This window comes from Mycobacterium sp. 1274761.0 (genome assembly GCF_001668615.1).
Classification (GTDB): Bacteria; Actinomycetota; Actinomycetes; order Mycobacteriales; family Mycobacteriaceae; genus Mycobacterium.
In genome coordinates, this window is sequence record NZ_LZMC01000084.1 from 1 (window position 1) to 15,495 (window position 15,495).

Genomic DNA, 15,495 nt, shown 5'->3' on the forward strand with positions numbered 1-15,495 from the left:
GATGCACGCGTTGCCCTTCGCACGGGCGGACACGCTCGAGATACGGCCCATAGCCGATGAGGTCGGTGGCCGCGCGGAGTTCGCGCCGGCACTGCGGGGTCATCCAGTCGATGTCGCCCGGGCCGAGCCCCACGACGGCGACACTCCCCGCCGACGCGCGCCGCGCACCTCCGCCCGGCAGCATGGCCAGCGAGAAGTACGGCACCTTGCCGTCGTCGACATCCGCGGCGGGCAGCACCCGCTGCTGCGAGGTGCTCGCCCGCTCCACGTAGAACGCGTCGTCGAGCCGGTCGGCTGACGAAAGCGCCTCCCGCACAACGGGGTAGGACCGGCCCAGCTTCAGCACCACCGCCGCGTCGGTGTCGGCGAGCCTGCGCTTGAGCTCCTCGACAGGCAGCGTTCCGGGCAGGATTGTCAGCACCTCGTCGCCCTGCACCAGCGGAGTGCCGGTGGCGGCCGACGCGGCACTCACCGACGTCACGCCCGGCACGATCTCGGCGTTGAAGCGCTGGGTCAACCGGGTGTGCATGTGCATGTAGGAGCTGTAGAACAGCGGATCGCCCTCAGCCAGCAGTACGACGTCGCGGCCGGCGTCCAGGTGCGCGGCGCGCGTCGGCGGGGAGTGTCGCCGTCGTGGGGCTCGGCCCGGGCGACATCGACTGGATGACCCCGCAGTGCCGGCGCGAACTCCGCGCGGCCACCGACCTCATCGGCTATGGGCCGTATCTCGAGCGTGTCCGCCCGTGCGAAGGGCAACGCGTGCATCCAAGCGATAACACCGACGAACCGGCGCGGGCTCGGCTCGCCTGTTCGCTCGCCGAGGAGGGCCGCGCGGTCGCGGTGGTGTCGTCGGGCGATCCGGGCGTCTTCGCGATGGCGACAGCCGTGCTCGAGGAAGCCAAACAGTGGCCGGGCGTCGACGTGCGGGTGATCCCCGCGATGACCGCGGCGCAGGCCGTGGCCAGTCGGGTCGGTGCACCGCTCGGCCACGACTACGCGGTGATCTCGCTGTCCGATCGGCTCAAGCCGTGGGAGGTGATCGCCGCGCGGCTGACCGCCGCGGCGAAGGCCGACCTGGTGCTCGCGATCTACAACCCCGCCTCGAAGACCCGCACCTGGCAGGTCGGCGCCATGCGGGACCTGCTGCTCGAATATCGCGATACCGGCACACCGGCGGTGATCGGCCGGGACGTGGGCGGACCACGAGAGACGGTCAGGATCGTGCGGCTGGCCGACCTCGACCCCGCCGAGGTCGACATGCGGTGCCTGCTGATCATCGGGTCGTCGCAGACTCAGTGGTACGACGACCGGGTGTTCACACCGCGTCGCTACCCGACATAGCTTTTTCGTGCGAGGGTGAGCATTACGCGGCGGGTGGCAGTGTTAATGTCCCGCGCGTGACCTCCGTCCTCACCATTCCACGCGGACCCCAAGATGTAACGCCTGCGTGGCTCGGCTCGGTGCTGGGGGTCGACGTCGACGCCGTCGACGTCACCCCGATCGGCACCGGCCAGACCGGCGCCACCTACCGGGTGAGCGCAACATATGCGGCCAAGACTGACCTGCCTGCGACGTTCGCGGTCAAACTGTCAGCCCAGGACGACGCTGTCCGCGAACGGGTCGCACTGGGCTACCGGTCCGAGGTCGAGTACTACGCGCGGGTGGCCGATCGGATGGCCATCCCGGTGCCGCCGTGCTTCTTCTCCGAGATCTCCGACGACGGCGCCGACTTCGTCCTGGTGCTCGCCGATATGGCGCCCGCCGTACAGGGGGACCAGATCGCCGGCTGCAGCGCCGAGGAGTCGGCGCTGGCGGTCGAGGCGCTGGCCGGTCTGCACGGCCCCAGCTGGTGTGACCCCGAGTGGATGACGTTGGCAGGCATCGCGATGCCGAAACCGGGCGACGACGCCGCGGCGGCCGGCCTCGGCGAGATATCGCAGATGGCCGCGGATGTCGTGATCGACAGGCTCGGCGCCAAGATCACACCCGAAGACCAGGACACCCTGTGCACCGCAATGTCTTTGGTGACCGAGTGGCTGATGGTAGAACCGGGCCGCTACGCGCTCATGCACGGCGACTACCGGCTGGACAACATGCTGTTCGACCCGGAGCGGACCCGCATCACGGTGGTGGACTGGCAGACGGTCGGCATCGGGCTACCCGGACGGGACCTCGCCTATTTCACGGGGACAAGCCTTGAGCCCTCGTTGCGATCCGAGATCGAGCGCGATCTCGTCGAGCGGTATCACCGGTCGTTGCTCGAGTACGGCGTTGCCGATTACGACCCCGAAACCTGTTGGCTCGACTACCGGCTCGGCATGGTGCAGGTGCCGCTGCTGGTCGCTCTCGGTACGGCGTTCGCATCGACGACAGAACGCGGCGACGACATGATGATGGCCATGTTGAGCCGAGGGTGCCAAGCGATACGGGAACTGGAAACGCTCGAGCTGATCAGTTCGTATTCGTGAGGCATCGGACGTGAAGGTCGGAGTAATCGGCGCCGGGTTCGCCGGTCTGGCAGCGGCGATCGCTTTCCGAGACAACGGGCACGACGTGACCCTGTTCGAGAGGTCGGCTGACATCCCCGAGACCAGTGCGGCGATATCGTTGGCGCCGAACGCGTTGCGTTGCCTCGACATCCTCGGTGTTCGCGAACAATACCCGCCGAGCTCGGTGTCCCGCCAAGCGGCGACAATCCGAAATGCGGCCGGGCGGGTACTGATACGCCGGACGCTCGCAGAGTTCGCCGGCGGCGATGAGTACACCCTCGCGCCGCGGTCGGACCTCTTGAGATCGCTGCTTGCCCGACTACCACATGATTCGGTGAACATGTCGAGCCCGGTCACCCGGGTGGACAGCACCGGCGAAATCGAGGTCGAGGGCAGACGACATCGGTTTGATCTCATCGTCGCGGCCGACGGGGTGCGGAGTGTATGTCGCAACAACCTATGGCAAGAAGCGACCCAACCACGGCGCACCGGGATCACAGCGTGGACATGGATCATCGATCGCCGGCTCACAGACGGATATGGCGCGATCTGGGGTCGGTTCGCGGAGTTCGGCATCCTGCCCCTGCACGACGGGCGGACATACGCCTGGGGTGGCGCGCGCCCCGGCCACGCGGATCTGCAAAGCTATCGCGACTGGGCCGATCCGTTGCCCGCGCTGATCGATGCGGCGGATTCGGAGAGGATCACCAGCCTCGAGCTGATTGAAGTGCCGCCCCCGCGCCACTTTTCGAGGGGACGAGTCGTTCTCATCGGAGATTCCGCACACGCCATGCGCCCGATCTTCGGCCAGGGCGCGGCCTTGGCGATGGAGGACGCCATCACGCTGGCACGGGGCGGAGTTGCGCAGCTGTCTCGGCGGCGACGCCGAATGTACGCCTTGTATTGGATGTCGAGAAACGCGTCGCTGGTATCGATGCCGAAGTACAAGATGCTCGCGGTCGCGCGGGATACGGCCTTGCGGCTGGCCCCCGACTCCGTGTTCGCGTCCTCGGTCGGATCGGTCAGCCGGTGGACTCCGCAAGCGACTTGACCCAGGCCACCGCATCGTCCACCGTCGACACCGTCGTGACACCGTCAGGCAGCTCTGGCCGGTCGACCATCACGACTGAAATCCCCAGCGCGGCAGCGGCGTCCAGCTTGGCGCGCGTCATGTCACCACCGCTGTTCTTCGTCACCAGACAGTGAATCCCGTGCTCGGCGAGCAGCGCATACTCGTCGTGGTAGCGGTACGGCCCCCGCGACAGCACGAGTTCGTGCCGGCGCGGGAGTGTCTGCGGATCAGGCGGGGTGACGGCTCGGATGAGGAACCACGCGTCGACGTGGACGAATGCCTTCGTCCCCGATCGGCCGGTGGTCAGGAAGATCCTGTCAAAGCCGTTGTCCTGCACCGTCCGTGCGGCAGCACTGTCTGAGTCTACGAGGATCGCGTCCCCGGGCGGCCATGCTGGCCGCGCGAGCACGAGATGCGGGACCTGTTCGGCGGCGCAGGCCGCGGCGGCGTTGGCCGTAATGGTCGCGGCGTACGGGTGGGTGGCGTCGACGACGGCGTCGACCTTCGCGTCGGCCAGCCACCGTCGCAGCCCGTCGACACCGCCGAACCCGCCGATGCGAACCTCGCCCACGGGAAGCGCCGGCTCGGGCACGCGTCCGGCGAGCGAGCTGACCACTGTCACGTCAGGGTGCAGTCTCGCAGCCAGCGTCCTGGCCTCGGAGGTGCCGCCGAGAAGCAGGATGCGGCTCAATGTCCATGTCCTTCCTGCTCCTCACGTGCGCTATGTCCTTCGTGCTCCTCACGTGCGCTATGTCCTTCGTGCTCCTCACGTGCGCTATATCCTTCGTGCTCCTCACGTCCGCGGCTCCCCCACCTCCGGTTCGCCGAGTACAGATAACTGTCGGAGAAGCCTTCGGCGGCCAGCACATCGCCGACGACGATCACCGCGGTCCTGGTGATGCCTGCATCATGCATGTCCTGTGCGAGGTCGGCGAGCGTGCAGCGCAGCACCATCTGCTGTGGCCAGCTCGCGAACGCCACGACAGCGCACGGTGTTTCGGGAGTGTAACCGCCGGCCAGAAGTTGCGAAACGATCGCGTCGGCCTGTGCGGCGGCCAGGTGCAGCACCAGCGTCGCGCCTGGCGCCGACAACGTCACCAGGTCCTCCCCCGGCGGCATCGCCGTCGACAGCGTCGCGACGCGGGTGAGCGTCACAGTCTGGGCGACGCCAGGCACGGTCAGCTCGCGACCGAGCACCGCCGCGGCCGCGGCGAAAGCCGGTACACCGGGCACGATTTCGTAGTCCACGCCGATCGCATCCAGGCGGCGGCACTGCTCGGCGAGCGCGCTGTACAACGACGGGTCACCGGAATGCAGCCGCGCCACGTCGAGGCCCGCGGCGTGCGCGTCGGCGATTTCGGAAACGATCTGGTCGAGGGTCAACGGGCCGGTGTCGATGACACGGGCATCGGGCGGGCACAGCACCAGCAGGTCGTCAGGCATGATCGAGCCGGCGTACAGGCACACTGGGGCGCTACTCAGCAGCCGCTGCCCGCGCACGGTGATCAGGTCTGCAGCGCCCGGACCGGCGCCGATGAAGTAGACGGTCATGACTTGGTGACCGTCCACTGCGTGACGGGCAGCGCGGGTCGCCAGCCGGTGAACGTACCCAGCGGCTCGCCTTGATAGTGCTGGAACCGGCGGAGCTCACCGCCGTGGCGCTGATACCACTGCACAAGTTGGGATTCCGATTCGGCGGTGACTGCGTTGGCGACGAGCCGCCCGCCTGCGCGGAGCCGCTCATAACACGCCTCGAGCATGCCGGGTTGGGTGAGACCGCCGCCGATGAAGATCGCGGCGGGCGGCGCGAGGAACTCGAATGCCGCGGGGGCGTCGAAGTGGACTTCCACCCTGGCGCCGAACGCCGCCGCGTTGTCGCTGATCCGCTTTCGTCGTTGTTCGTTGCGTTCGAAAGCCACTGCCCGGCAACCCGAACCGGCGCGGCACCATTCGATGGCGATGCTGCCCGAGCCGGCGCCCACGTCCCAGAGGAGTTCACCCGGCCGCGGAGCAAGCGCGGCCATCGTCACCGCGCGCATGGAGTACTTGGTGATCTGCCCGTCGTGAGCGAACGCATCGTCGGGCAAGATGGCCAACCGACGGTCGTCGGGCAGGTATCGCACGGCGATAACGTTGAGGTTGTCGACATCGCCCGGCGGCCGCGCGGCCCATTCACTCGCGGTCGCTGACCGCCGCCGCTCGTCCGGACCGCCGAGTTGCTCGAGCACCGTGAACTCCGAATCACCGCGGCCGGTCTCGGTGAGCAACCGGGCCAGCTCACCGGGACTCGTCGCATCGCGGGACAACACGACGGCCTGCCCGCCGCGGCGCACGGCGGTGTGGGTCTCGGCGTTGACCAAGCTGATGATCTCGGTGTCCTGAACCACCCACCCCACCCGCGAACATGCCAGCGTCACCGACGAAACGTGCGGAAGCACGGCCACCCTGTCTGCCCCGTACATGCGAACGAGGCTGCCACCCACGCCGTGCAGCAGTGGATCGCCGCTGGCCACCACGTGCACGTCACCGTCGGCGTCGGCGAGCAACGTCCGCAGCGCGGGCAGCATGGGCGTGGGCCACGGCCGTTTGACCGCGGTGACGGAGTCGTCGAGCAGGTCGAGCTGCCGCTGAGAACCGAAAATGACGGTGGCTCGGCGCAATTCGTTGCGGGCGGCGGGCGCGAGGCCGGCCATCCCGTCTGCTCCGACACCCACGACGACGATCATCTGTGTCCCGAAGCTCATCGCGGCATCCTTCGCCAGATCCACTGCGGCAGCAACCGCATGCCGGCGAAGAAGGGCCGCAGCATCCACGGGATCCACACCGTGCGGCGCCGTTTCGCCAGCGCGCGTGCAGTGACGGCGGCCACCTGGGGTGGCGTGCTGGACATCGGCGCCGGTTTCATGCCCGCGGTCATCCGACCGATGACGAACCCCGGTCGCACGAGCAGCAGCCGAACGCCTGAGCCGTGCAACGCGTCGGACAGGCCGCTGCAGAAGCCGTCGAGGCCGGCCTTCGCCGAACCGTAGACGTAGTTGGCGCGCCGGACCCGGACGCCGGCCACCGACGAGAAGACGACGATCGCGCCCTTGCCTGCGGTGCGCATGGTGTCGGCCAGCACGGTCAGCAGGCTCGCCTGGGCAACGAAATCGGTGTGCAGCACCTCGGCGGTGTGGGCGGGATCCTTCTCGGCGCGGGCCTGATCGCCGAGCACGCCGAACGCCAGCACCGCGGTGCCGATAGGGCCGTGATCGCTGACGATCGAGGCGACCAGCGGCGCATGCGAGGCCAGGTCGTCGGCGTCGAACTCGCGGACGTCGACTTTGGCCGCCCCGGCCGCTTTCAGGGCGGCCACCTGCTCCGACAGCCGCTCGGGGTTACGCGCGGCCAGCACCACGGTTACCTCGGGTGCCAGCAGCTTGGCCAGCTCGACGCCGATCTCGCTGCGGCCACCGAAAATCACCGCGGGTCCGCGGCTCGTGTCATCCACGGCTGCGATTATCTCCTGCGCTAGTTTGGAGCTCGATGGCAAACGCAACGACCCGGCTCACCAACGACGCGCTGGCGTTCCTCACCGAGCGTCATCTCGCGATGCTGACCACGTTGCGGTCGGACAATTCGCCGCACGTCGTCGCGGTCGGATTCACCTTCGATCCGAAGACGCACATCGCCAGGGTCATCACCAGCGGCGGCTCGCAGAAGGCGGTCAACGCCGAGCAGCGCGGTGTCGCGGTGCTCAGCCAGGTCGACGGCGCCCGATGGCTTTCGCTGGAGGGCCGCGCGACCGTCAACTCCGATCCCGACGCCGTCCGGGACGCCGAACTCCGCTATGCGCAGCGCTACCGGACACCGCGTGTGAACCCCAAGCGGGTGGTGATCGAGGTGCGTGTCGAGCGGGTCCTGGGCTCGTCGGAGCTGCTCGACCGCGGCTGAACCTCGCCCTTGCCTGCCGGATAGGAAACTCCCGCTATTTCGGAAGTCGAACCTTCCGCGCCGGCCATTACGGAGTGCCACTCAGCTCAGGACTATTCCCTCGAGGACATCCACCTCCCCGGAAAGGCAAATATGATCATCACCACGGACAAGAAGCCGTTCATCGCTGCCGTGGGCATCGCGGCTTCCGCCTTCGCTGCGCCGGCCCTGCTGTTCGCCGGTGCGGCCACGGCGCACGCCGATGACTCCTGTTACGGCGGAACGCTCTCCGGCAGCTACTACTGCTCCCCCGCCAGCGGTTCCAGCGCGTTCGGGTCGGTGGCCCCTGACCCGGTCTACCAGCCGACCACGATCGGCTCGACAATGTGGAGCTCGCTTCCGGGGTGCAGCGGCGGAATCCTCGCCGCCCTGGACGGCGACTGCAGCTAGGCCCGGCCAATGAGCGGGTCGACCCCGCACGGTCGGCCCGCTCTGCCACGTCCGCTACTCACCGAGATGGATCTCGATCCCACCGCGTCGCAACTGCTCGAAGCTGAAGCTGAATTCGCCACGGCGGCCGACGGATACCACGTACCGGTCCTGGCCCTCGGTGATCGGGAATTTGAACGTGAAGCGGCAATTGATGTCGTCGCCGTGGCCCTCGCCGAGCGACGTGGAGGCCAAAACCTCACCCTTGCCGTTTTTCACCATGACGGGAGTGCCGCTGCCGATATCGGCATAGCCGTGCGTACCGTGACAGTTCGCCCCGTCCGAGTCGATCGAGCTGACGAATTCCTTGGTCGTGTCGATCAGGACGAAAGTGCCTGAGGCCTCTGCTGTTTCGAGAATATGGAAGCCTTCGGAGAATCGTGGGCAGAAGGCGTCGACCGCCAGCTTGTCCGCTGCCAGCCCCTGCTGTGGGCCGCCATCCTCGAGCTGCTTGCAGACGCTCCTGGCGTGCGCCAGCGCATTGGCGTCGGAGTTGAAGCCGGTGGCAAGCCCGGAGTCCTTCAGCGCCGACAGATAGTCGGCGTCCGGCGACTGCGCGTCATGCCGCGGTAACTGGACGGCCCAGATGACGGTCGCCGACACCACCAGCACCACGGTCGCGATGCCGGTGCCGAGCCAGGTCGAGCGGATGCTGGTCCTGCTGCGGGCCGGGATATCGAGATACGCCGGAAGCAGCCGCCCGCCGTCGGCGTCGGTCGTCTCGGCCTTACCGTCACGGACCCGGTCGGTGGGTCGGCCGGCCACGAAGTAGCGGCCTTCGTGACGGGCGGTCGGGTCGGGTCGCCATCCCGTATTCGTGACGCCGTCTTTCAGCGCGCCGCAATTGGGGCAGACATCGGTCTTCCCGACGCCGGAACCACAGAACGGGCACGCCATCGCCGGCCTGCGCTAACTCCGCACCACGACCAGGTCGTGCGAACGGTTGTTGACGGATTCGGCGCCGTCGGCGGTGACAATCACGATGTCCTCGATGCGCGCGCCCCACTGCCCGGGAAAGTAGATCCCCGGCTCGACCGAGAACGCCATGCCCTCTTCCAGCCGAAGATCGTTGCCCGCCACGATGTAGGGCTCCTCGTGCACCGACAACCCGATCCCGTGGCCGGTGCGGTGCACGAACGCCTCTGCCAGCCCGACCTCGGCGAGTACATCGCGGGCCGCGGCGTCGACCTGTTCGGCGGTGACCCCGGGCCGCACCGCGTCGACGGCCGCCCGCTGCGCCCGCAGCAGCACCGAATACCGCTCTGCCACTTCCGGAGTCGGCTCGCCGATGCTGTACGTCCTCGTCGAATCGGAGTTGTAGCCGGGTTCATACGGCCCGCCGATGTCGACGACGATGATGTCCCCTTCCCGCAGCTCCCGGTCGGAGCACTCGTGATGCGGGTCGGCGCCGTGCGGACCCGACCCGACGATGATGAACGCCACCTCCGAATGCCCTTCGGCGACAATGGCTTCGGCGATATCGGCGGCCACGTCGGCCTCCGTGCGGCCCGGCACCAGGAACTCGGGGACCCTGGAGTGCACCCGGTCGATGGCCGCCCCCGCCTTGCGCAGCGCGTCGATCTCCGCACCGTCCTTGATCATCCGCAGCCGGCGCAGCACATCGGTGGCGAGCACCAGCACTACACCCAGCACGTCGGCCAACGGCAGCAGGTGCAGCGCGGGCATGGCATCGGTGACCGCAACCGCAATCGATCCGCCGCCGAGCGCGTCGGCGACCATCCGGTACGGATCCTCGCCATCCACCCAGTCCCGCACCGCGATACCGAGTTCGGTGGCCGCCGACTCCTTCAACGACGCGAGCTCCAGCCGCGGCACCACGATCGTCGGCTCACCGGTCGCCGGCAGCACCAGCGCGGTCAGCCGTTCGAACGTCTGCGCCCGTGACCCGATCAGGTAGCGCAAATCGTAGCCCGGCGTGATCACCAGCCCCGCCAGACCGGCGTCCGCTGCGGCCGCCGCGGCTGCGTGGAGGCGTCGGGCGTATACGTCGGTGCTGAATCGGCCTGCTGTCATGGGAATCAGGCTAATCCGAAGAAAGCGGCCCTGGCAGGATGACGGCGTGGCCGCTCCCCTGTTACTTCTCGACGGCGCCAGCATGTGGTTCCGCTCCTACTTCGGTGTGCCGTCCTCGATCACCGCCCCCGACGGCAGACCCGTCAACGCCGTACGCGGATTCCTCGATGCGGTCGCGACCGTGATCACCCGCGAGCGCCCGTCCCGGCTGGTGGTCTGCCGCGACGACGACTGGCGGCCGCAGTGGCGCGTCGACCTGATCCCCTCCTATAAGGCGCACCGCGTGGCGGAGGCAGAGCCTGCGGGCCAGCCCGATATCGAGGAGGTGCCCGACGATCTGACACCCCAGGTCGACATGATCATGGAGATCCTGGACGCCTTCGGCATTCCCACCGCGGGCGCGCCGGAGTGTGAGGCCGACGACGTGATCGGCACGCTGGCCGCCAGCGAGCGGAAAGACCCGGTCGTCGTCGTCAGCGGTGACCGCGACCTGCTTCAGCTGGTGCGCGACAAGCCGGTCCCGGTCCGGGTGCTCTATCTCGGCCGTGGCCTGGCCAAGGCGACGAAGTGGGGTCCGCAGGAGGTCGCCGAAACCTACGGTGTCCCGCCCGACCGCGCCGGTCCCGCCTATGCCGAATTGGCGTTGCTGCGCGGCGATCCGTCCGACGGGCTGCCCGGGGTTGCCGGCGTTGGCGAGAAGACGGCCGCTACGCTGCTGGCGCAGCACGGCTCGCTCGACGCCATCCTCGCCGCAGCGCACGACCCGAAATCCTCGATGTCCAAGGCGTACCGGAAGAAGCTGCTCGCGGCCACCGACTACATCGAGGCCGCCGAGCCCGTCGTGAAGGTCGCGATGGACGCCGACGTCGACTTCTCGACAGCCTCGGACACACTGCCGCTGTCGGCCGAGCACCCCCGCAAGGTGGCCAAGCTCGCCGAGCAGTACGGCGTGGCGTCGTCAGTTGGCCGCCTGCAGAAGGCCCTTGACGCGTTACCGGGCAGCTAGCCCTACTTCGGCCTGCCGACCTCGTAGGTCCCGTCGTTGTCCTGGAAGGTGACGGTCACCTGCCGCTTCGTGCCGTCGATGCTCACCTCACAGTTGAAGGTCTCGCCCTTCTTCACCGTGGGGCTTTGACCGTTGTTGCATTTGACGTCCTTGACGTTCTTGGCACCGTAACCGTTCGACTCGTCGGTGAGGATCTGCTGCACGCCGGACTGCGCGGCGTTGACGTCGAGTTTGGTGGTGACGAAGAAGCCCGGCTTCCAGAAGCCCAGGACCGCAACCACGGCGACGATGAGCGCGGCTAGCAGGCCGATCACGCCTCCGACCACCGCCAGCGAACGCTTCGACCCTTCTCGCGACTCCGTCGAGCCGTACTGCGGGTATTGACCGTACTGGCCCGGCTGCTGGCCGTACTGACCCGGTTGTCCGTACTGCTGACCCGGCTGCCCGTACTGCGGATAGCCCTGCTGGGTGTAGTCCTGGCCCGGTTGCTGGCCGTACTGCTCGGGCGACGGGTACTGCTGCGGCGCCTGGTACGTCGGCTGCTGTCCGGGCTGATACGGATACTGCTGCGGCGAGTAGGCCGTGGGCTGCTGCTGCCACGCCGGCTGATCCTGACCGGGGGCCGGCTGTTGCCAGGCGGGCTGATCCTGACCGGGGGCCGACTGCTGCCAGGCCGGCTGGTTGGACGGGTCGCTCGACGGCTGGTCCTGACCCGGCCACGGCTGCGTCTGGTCAGATCCCTGCGGTCCGCTCATCTTTCTCCCTCAGTCGGTCATGGTCGCCGGTTGTCCACACCTTACCCTGCATCAACAGCCACGACGCCGCGCCGAACGTCGCTGATTGCGCGTTTCGCGGCGGCCCGGAGTCCCGGCGTCGGCGCCGCGTTGCGCACCTGATCGGCGAGGTCGAGCACCTGACGGCACCATCGGACGAAGTCTCCCGCCGACATGGGCGACCCGTTGCGGCCGACGTCCGATGCGTCGAGTGCGGACGCCAGGTCGCCGGTGGTGGCCCAGCGGTGGACCGCGGCGACGAAGCCTTCGTCGGGCTCGCGGCTCTGCGAGATCCGGTGCCGTTGCTCGTCGGCGCGCAGTTCGGCGGCCAGCCTGCGCGTGTCGGCCAGCGCACGGCGCAGCCTGCCGGTCGGGATGACGGCGGCCTGCGGCGGCCCGGCCGAATCGCCACGCGATTCGTACAGCACCGACGACAGCACGCCGGCCAGCTCCGCAGGCGCCAGCCCTTCCCAGACCCCAGCGCGCAGGCATTCGGCGACGAGCAGGTCACTTTCGCTGTAGATCCGTGCCAGCAGCCTGCCGTCGTCGGTCACCTGCGGGTCGCCGTTGACGTCGCGGATGAAGCCGCGCTCGGTCAGCACGACGACGATGCGGTCGAAGGTGCGGGCCAGTGAATTGGTCGCCGCCGCGACCTTCTGCTGTATCTGCTCGTTGTCGCGCTCGATGCGCAGATACCGCTCGGCCAGTCGGATCTTCTCCTCGCGATCCGGCAAGCGGTGTGCGGAGTGACCATGCAGCTGCCGGCGCAGACCCGCAAGTTCCGGGTCGACGTCGTGGTCGCGCGGCGGCCCGCTTCTGCTGCCTTTGGGTATCGACATTCCCTCGGTCGCCGACAGCAGCGCAGAGGCCATGTCGCGGCGAACCCGCGGTTGCCGGTGTTCGACCCGCTTGGGCAGCGGCATCGACCCGACCTTCGCCGACGCGCCGGAATAGTCGGCCGAGGAAATCCTTCCCGCCCAACGGTTTTCGGTCAGCACCAGCGGGCGGGGGTCCTCGTCGTCACGGGCGGGTTCGAGGACGACGGCCAGGCCGGTGCGCCGCCCGTTGGCGATATTGATGATGTCGCCGCGCCGCAGGGCCGACAGCGCGTCGTTGACCGCACGCCTGCGCTGCAGCCGCGACGCCCGCGACTGCGCCTTCTCGCGCTGCGAGATCGCCGCGCGTAGCCGCGCGTACTCGAGGATCGACGCGTCGCCGACCTCGGCGGCGATTTCGCCGAGCATCTTCTCGCCGCGTTCGATACCGCGCACGAGCCCGACCACGGAGCGGTCGGCCTGGTACTGCGCGAACGATTTTTCCAACAGCTTGTGCGCCTGCGTCGGACCCATCTGGTTCACGAGGTTGATCGTCATGTTGTACGACGGCGCGAACGAGCTACGTAGCGGGAAGGTGCGGGTGGAGGCGAGGCCGGCGACTTCGGCGGGGTCGATGTCCGGGGTCCACAACACCACCGCGTGGCCTTCGACGTCGATGCCGCGCCGGCCGGCCCGCCCCGTCAGCTGGGTGTACTCCCCCGGTGTCAGCTGGACGTGCTGCTCCCCGTCGAACTTCACCAGCCGCTCGAGAACGACGGTGCGGGCGGGCATGTTGATGCCCAAAGCCAGTGTCTCCGTAGCGAATACCGCCTTGACCAAGCCCTCGCTGAACAATTCCTCGACGGTGTGACGGAAGGCGGGCAGCATTCCGGCGTGATGGGCTGCCAGCCCGCGCAGCAGCCCTTCGCGCCACTCGTGGTAGCCGAGCACGACGAGGTCGGCCTCGGACAGCTCGGCGCAGCGACGGTCGACGACCTCGGCGATGCGGGCGCGCTCGTCGCCGGTCGTCAACCGCAGCGACGACCGCAGACACTGCTTGACCGCCGCATCACAGCCGGCCCGGGAGAAGATGAAGGTGATTGCGGGCAGCAGCCTTTCGCTGTCGAGCAGCTCGACGACGTCCGGGCGCGACGGGCCCCGGAAGATGCTCGGCCTGCCGCGGGGGCCGCCCCGGCCGCGGGGGCGCCAGTCGGCGAGGCGGTCGGCTTCGCGCCGATGGGCGATGTGGCGCAACAGTTGTGGGTCGACCAAAAGTTCGCGCCCGTGATTCTTCGTACCGCCTGCGCGGTAGTCGAAGAGGTCGAACAACCGCTTGCCGACCATCACGTGCTGCCACAGCGGCACCGGCCGGTGTTCGTCGACGATTACGGCGGTGTCCCCGCGCACCGTCTGGATCCACCCGCCAAACTCTTCGGCGTTGCTGACCGTCGCGGACAGGCTGACCAGCCGCACCTCTTCGGCCAGGTGCAGGATCACCTCCTCCCACACCGCGCCGCGCATCCGGTCGGCCAGGAAGTGCACCTCGTCCATCACGACGTACGAAAGCCCGTGCAGTGTATGGGAATTCGCGTAGAGCATGTTACGCAGCACTTCGGTGGTCATCACCACGACCGGCGCGTCGCCATTGATGGACTGGTCGCCGGTGAGCAGGCCGATGCGCTCGGGCCCGTAACGGCGCACCAGATCGGTGTGCTTCTGGTTGCTCAGCGCCTTGATCGGCGTGGTGTAGAAGCATTTGCGGCCCGCGGCCAGCGCTAGGTGCACGGCGAATTCGCCGACCACGGTCTTGCCCGCCCCGGTCGGGGCGCACACCAGCACACCGTGTCCGTCCTCGAGCGCCTCGCATGCGCGCTGCTGGAAGTCGTCGAGCCGGAACGTCAACTGCTCGGCGAAGACGGCGAGCTCGCCGCTAAGTGGCGTCGTCATCGACCGCAAGCACCTTTGTCGGCGGCTCGACCTTTTCGACGTCGCCGATCGCCGAGGCGCGGTCGTCGGGCACGTCCTCGAGCGCTTCGCGGCGCGCCTTGCGCTTGTCGTGCACGCGCGCAATCTGGATCGCGACTTCCAGCAACAGGGTCAGCGCCAGCGCGAGAGCCAGCATGGAGAACGGGTCGGAGCCCGGCGTCGCGAACGCGGCGAAGACGAACAGCCCGAAGATCAGCCCGCGCCGCCACGACTTCAGCCGCGCATAGGTCAGCACGCCGACCATGTTGAGCATGATGATCAGCAGCGGGAACTCGAAGCTGATGCCGAACACCAGCAACAGGTTGATCAGGAAGCCGAAGTACTGCTCACCGGACAGCGCGGTGACCTGGACGTCGCTGCCGACCGTCAGCAGGAAGTGCAGCGCCTTGGCCAGCACCACGTAAGCCAGCACGGCGCCCGTCACGAACAGCACAGCGCCGACGGTGACGAACGCCGCCGCAAAGCGGCGCTCCTTGCGGTACAGCCCAGGCGTGATGAACGCCCAGACCTGGTGCAGCCAGACCGGGCAGGCGAGGATGATCCCCGCGGTCAGCGCGACCTTGAGCCGCAGCATGAACTGGTCGAACGGGGCGGTGGCCAGCAGGCGGCATTCTCCGTCGGGCGCGATGGTCGCCCGCGCGGACGCGGGCAGCGTGCAGTAGGGCCCGCGCAGCCATTCGCCGAGGCTGTGGAAGCCGAAGACGCTGTGGGTGTACCAGAAGAACCCGACGATCGTCGTGAGCACGACGGCAGCGGCCGCAATCAGCAGCCGGTTGCGCAGTTCGCTGAGATGGTCGACCAGCGACATCGTCCCGTCCGGATTGACCTTCGCGCGACGTCGACGCGGATCCAGTCGCTTGAGGAACCCGGGGGTGTGCACAGAACCTGCCTATAGACCTAGGGACACGAACAGCCGACG

Annotated in this window: 13 protein-coding genes and 3 pseudogenes; 6 read left to right on the plus strand and 10 right to left on the minus strand. The window is 68.2% G+C overall.

The features are described 5' to 3' along the window. Positions 1-607: pseudogene (locus A5651_RS17495) on the minus strand (SAM-dependent methyltransferase); the annotation flags it as partial. Between A5651_RS17495 and cobJ the strand changes: the two are divergent. From cobJ to A5651_RS17510, 3 genes and pseudogenes are all read left to right on the plus strand, one after another. Then, a pseudogene (gene cobJ / locus A5651_RS17500) lies at positions 595-1,341 on the plus strand (precorrin-3B C(17)-methyltransferase); the annotation flags it as partial. The pseudogenes A5651_RS17495 and cobJ sit on opposite strands and share 13 nt — an antisense overlap. 56 nt (positions 1,342-1,397) lie before the next feature. Next, positions 1,398-2,468 carry a phosphotransferase family protein gene (locus A5651_RS17505; RefSeq protein WP_066983527.1) on the plus strand — a complete coding sequence of 357 codons (1,071 nt, stop codon included), beginning with the start codon at positions 1,398-1,400 and terminating at the stop codon, positions 2,466-2,468. Between the two features lie 10 nt (positions 2,469-2,478). Next, positions 2,479-3,540 carry an FAD-dependent monooxygenase gene (locus tag A5651_RS17510; RefSeq protein WP_066983530.1) on the plus strand — a complete coding sequence of 354 codons (1,062 nt, stop codon included), beginning with the start codon at positions 2,479-2,481 and terminating at the stop codon, positions 3,538-3,540. Here A5651_RS17510 and A5651_RS17515 read toward each other — a convergent pair. The 4 genes and pseudogenes from A5651_RS17515 to A5651_RS17530 form a co-directional block, all read right to left on the minus strand. Then, positions 3,512-4,252 (minus strand): cobalt-precorrin-6A reductase, encoded by a 741-nt coding sequence (locus tag A5651_RS17515; RefSeq protein ID WP_066983533.1) that lies wholly within the window; start codon positions 4,250-4,252, stop codon positions 3,512-3,514. The two genes, A5651_RS17510 and A5651_RS17515, sit on opposite strands and share 29 nt — an antisense overlap. A gap of 125 nt (positions 4,253-4,377) precedes the next feature. Next, positions 4,378-5,112, minus strand: a pseudogene (cobM, locus tag A5651_RS17520) (precorrin-4 C(11)-methyltransferase); the annotation flags it as partial. After that, on the minus strand, positions 5,109-6,287 hold the full coding sequence (locus tag A5651_RS17525; protein ID WP_066983814.1) for a bifunctional cobalt-precorrin-7 (C(5))-methyltransferase/cobalt-precorrin-6B (C(15))-methyltransferase: 1,179 nt from the start codon (positions 6,285-6,287) through the stop codon (positions 5,109-5,111). The pseudogene cobM and the gene A5651_RS17525, both read right to left, overlap by 4 nt. Positions 6,288-6,301: 14 nt before the next feature. Further along, the gene (locus A5651_RS17530; RefSeq protein ID WP_066983536.1) at positions 6,302-7,051 is read right to left on the minus strand and encodes an SDR family NAD(P)-dependent oxidoreductase; all 750 of its coding nucleotides are present in this window, start codon (positions 7,049-7,051) and stop codon (positions 6,302-6,304) included. A 35-nt stretch (positions 7,052-7,086) separates the two neighbouring features. On the opposite strand from A5651_RS17530, the gene A5651_RS17535 reads away from it, so the two are divergent. Both A5651_RS17535 and A5651_RS17540 read left to right on the plus strand, forming a co-directional pair. Continuing rightward, positions 7,087-7,494 (plus strand): F420-dependent biliverdin reductase, encoded by a 408-nt coding sequence (locus A5651_RS17535; RefSeq protein WP_066983538.1) that lies wholly within the window; start codon positions 7,087-7,089, stop codon positions 7,492-7,494. A gap of 132 nt (positions 7,495-7,626) precedes the next feature. Then, entirely contained in the window at positions 7,627-7,923 is a 297-nt protein-coding gene (locus tag A5651_RS17540; RefSeq protein ID WP_066983541.1) for a hypothetical protein, read from the plus strand. 54 nt (positions 7,924-7,977) lie between these two features. Here the strand turns inward: A5651_RS17540 and A5651_RS17545 are convergent, their stop codons facing one another. Together A5651_RS17545 and A5651_RS17550 are read right to left on the minus strand one after the other, a co-directional pair. Continuing rightward, positions 7,978-8,859, minus strand: coding sequence for a DUF732 domain-containing protein (locus A5651_RS17545; RefSeq protein ID WP_066983544.1), 882 nt, complete (start codon positions 8,857-8,859; stop codon positions 7,978-7,980). A gap of 12 nt (positions 8,860-8,871) precedes the next feature. Beyond that, the gene (locus A5651_RS17550; protein ID WP_066983547.1) at positions 8,872-9,996 is read right to left on the minus strand and encodes a Xaa-Pro peptidase family protein; all 1,125 of its coding nucleotides are present in this window, start codon (positions 9,994-9,996) and stop codon (positions 8,872-8,874) included. Positions 9,997-10,042: 46 nt separating this feature from the next. On the opposite strand from A5651_RS17550, the gene A5651_RS17555 reads away from it, so the two are divergent. Beyond that, positions 10,043-11,002, plus strand: coding sequence for a 5'-3' exonuclease (locus A5651_RS17555; RefSeq protein WP_066983816.1), 960 nt, complete (start codon positions 10,043-10,045; stop codon positions 11,000-11,002). 2 nt (positions 11,003-11,004) lie between these two features. Here A5651_RS17555 and A5651_RS17560 read toward each other — a convergent pair whose 3' ends face one another. From A5651_RS17560 to tatC, 3 genes are read right to left on the minus strand one after another with little or no spacing between them, the layout of a single operon-like run. Next, positions 11,005-11,757 carry a DUF4333 domain-containing protein gene (locus A5651_RS17560; RefSeq protein ID WP_066983550.1) on the minus strand — a complete coding sequence of 251 codons (753 nt, stop codon included), beginning with the start codon at positions 11,755-11,757 and terminating at the stop codon, positions 11,005-11,007. Between the two features lie 41 nt (positions 11,758-11,798). After that, positions 11,799-14,537 carry an RNA helicase gene (locus A5651_RS17565; RefSeq protein WP_066983553.1) on the minus strand — a complete coding sequence of 913 codons (2,739 nt, stop codon included), beginning with the start codon at positions 14,535-14,537 and terminating at the stop codon, positions 11,799-11,801. Continuing rightward, positions 14,521-15,456, minus strand: a complete 936-nt coding sequence (tatC, locus tag A5651_RS17570) for a twin-arginine translocase subunit TatC (RefSeq protein WP_066983556.1) — start codon at positions 15,454-15,456, stop codon at positions 14,521-14,523. Before tatC ends, A5651_RS17565 begins: the two co-directional genes overlap by 17 nt. Positions 15,457-15,495 lie beyond the last annotated feature (39 nt).

Bases quoted from the DNA above. Each gene is read 5' to 3' on its own strand.
- A5651_RS17540 (WP_066983541.1), top strand. From the start codon at position 7,627: ATGATCATCACCACGGACAAGAAGCCGTTCATCGCTGCCGTGGGCATC.
- A5651_RS17550 (WP_066983547.1), bottom strand. From the start codon at position 9,996: ATGACAGCAGGCCGATTCAGCACCGACGTATACGCCCGACGCCTCCAC.
- A5651_RS17535 (WP_066983538.1), top strand. From the start codon at position 7,087: ATGGCAAACGCAACGACCCGGCTCACCAACGACGCGCTGGCGTTCCTC.
- A5651_RS17525 (WP_066983814.1), bottom strand. From the start codon at position 6,287: ATGATCGTCGTCGTGGGTGTCGGAGCAGACGGGATGGCCGGCCTCGCG.
- A5651_RS17565 (WP_066983553.1), bottom strand. From the start codon at position 14,537: ATGACGACGCCACTTAGCGGCGAGCTCGCCGTCTTCGCCGAGCAGTTG.
- A5651_RS17560 (WP_066983550.1), bottom strand. From the start codon at position 11,757: ATGAGCGGACCGCAGGGATCTGACCAGACGCAGCCGTGGCCGGGTCAG.
- A5651_RS17545 (WP_066983544.1), bottom strand. From the start codon at position 8,859: ATGGCGTGCCCGTTCTGTGGTTCCGGCGTCGGGAAGACCGATGTCTGC.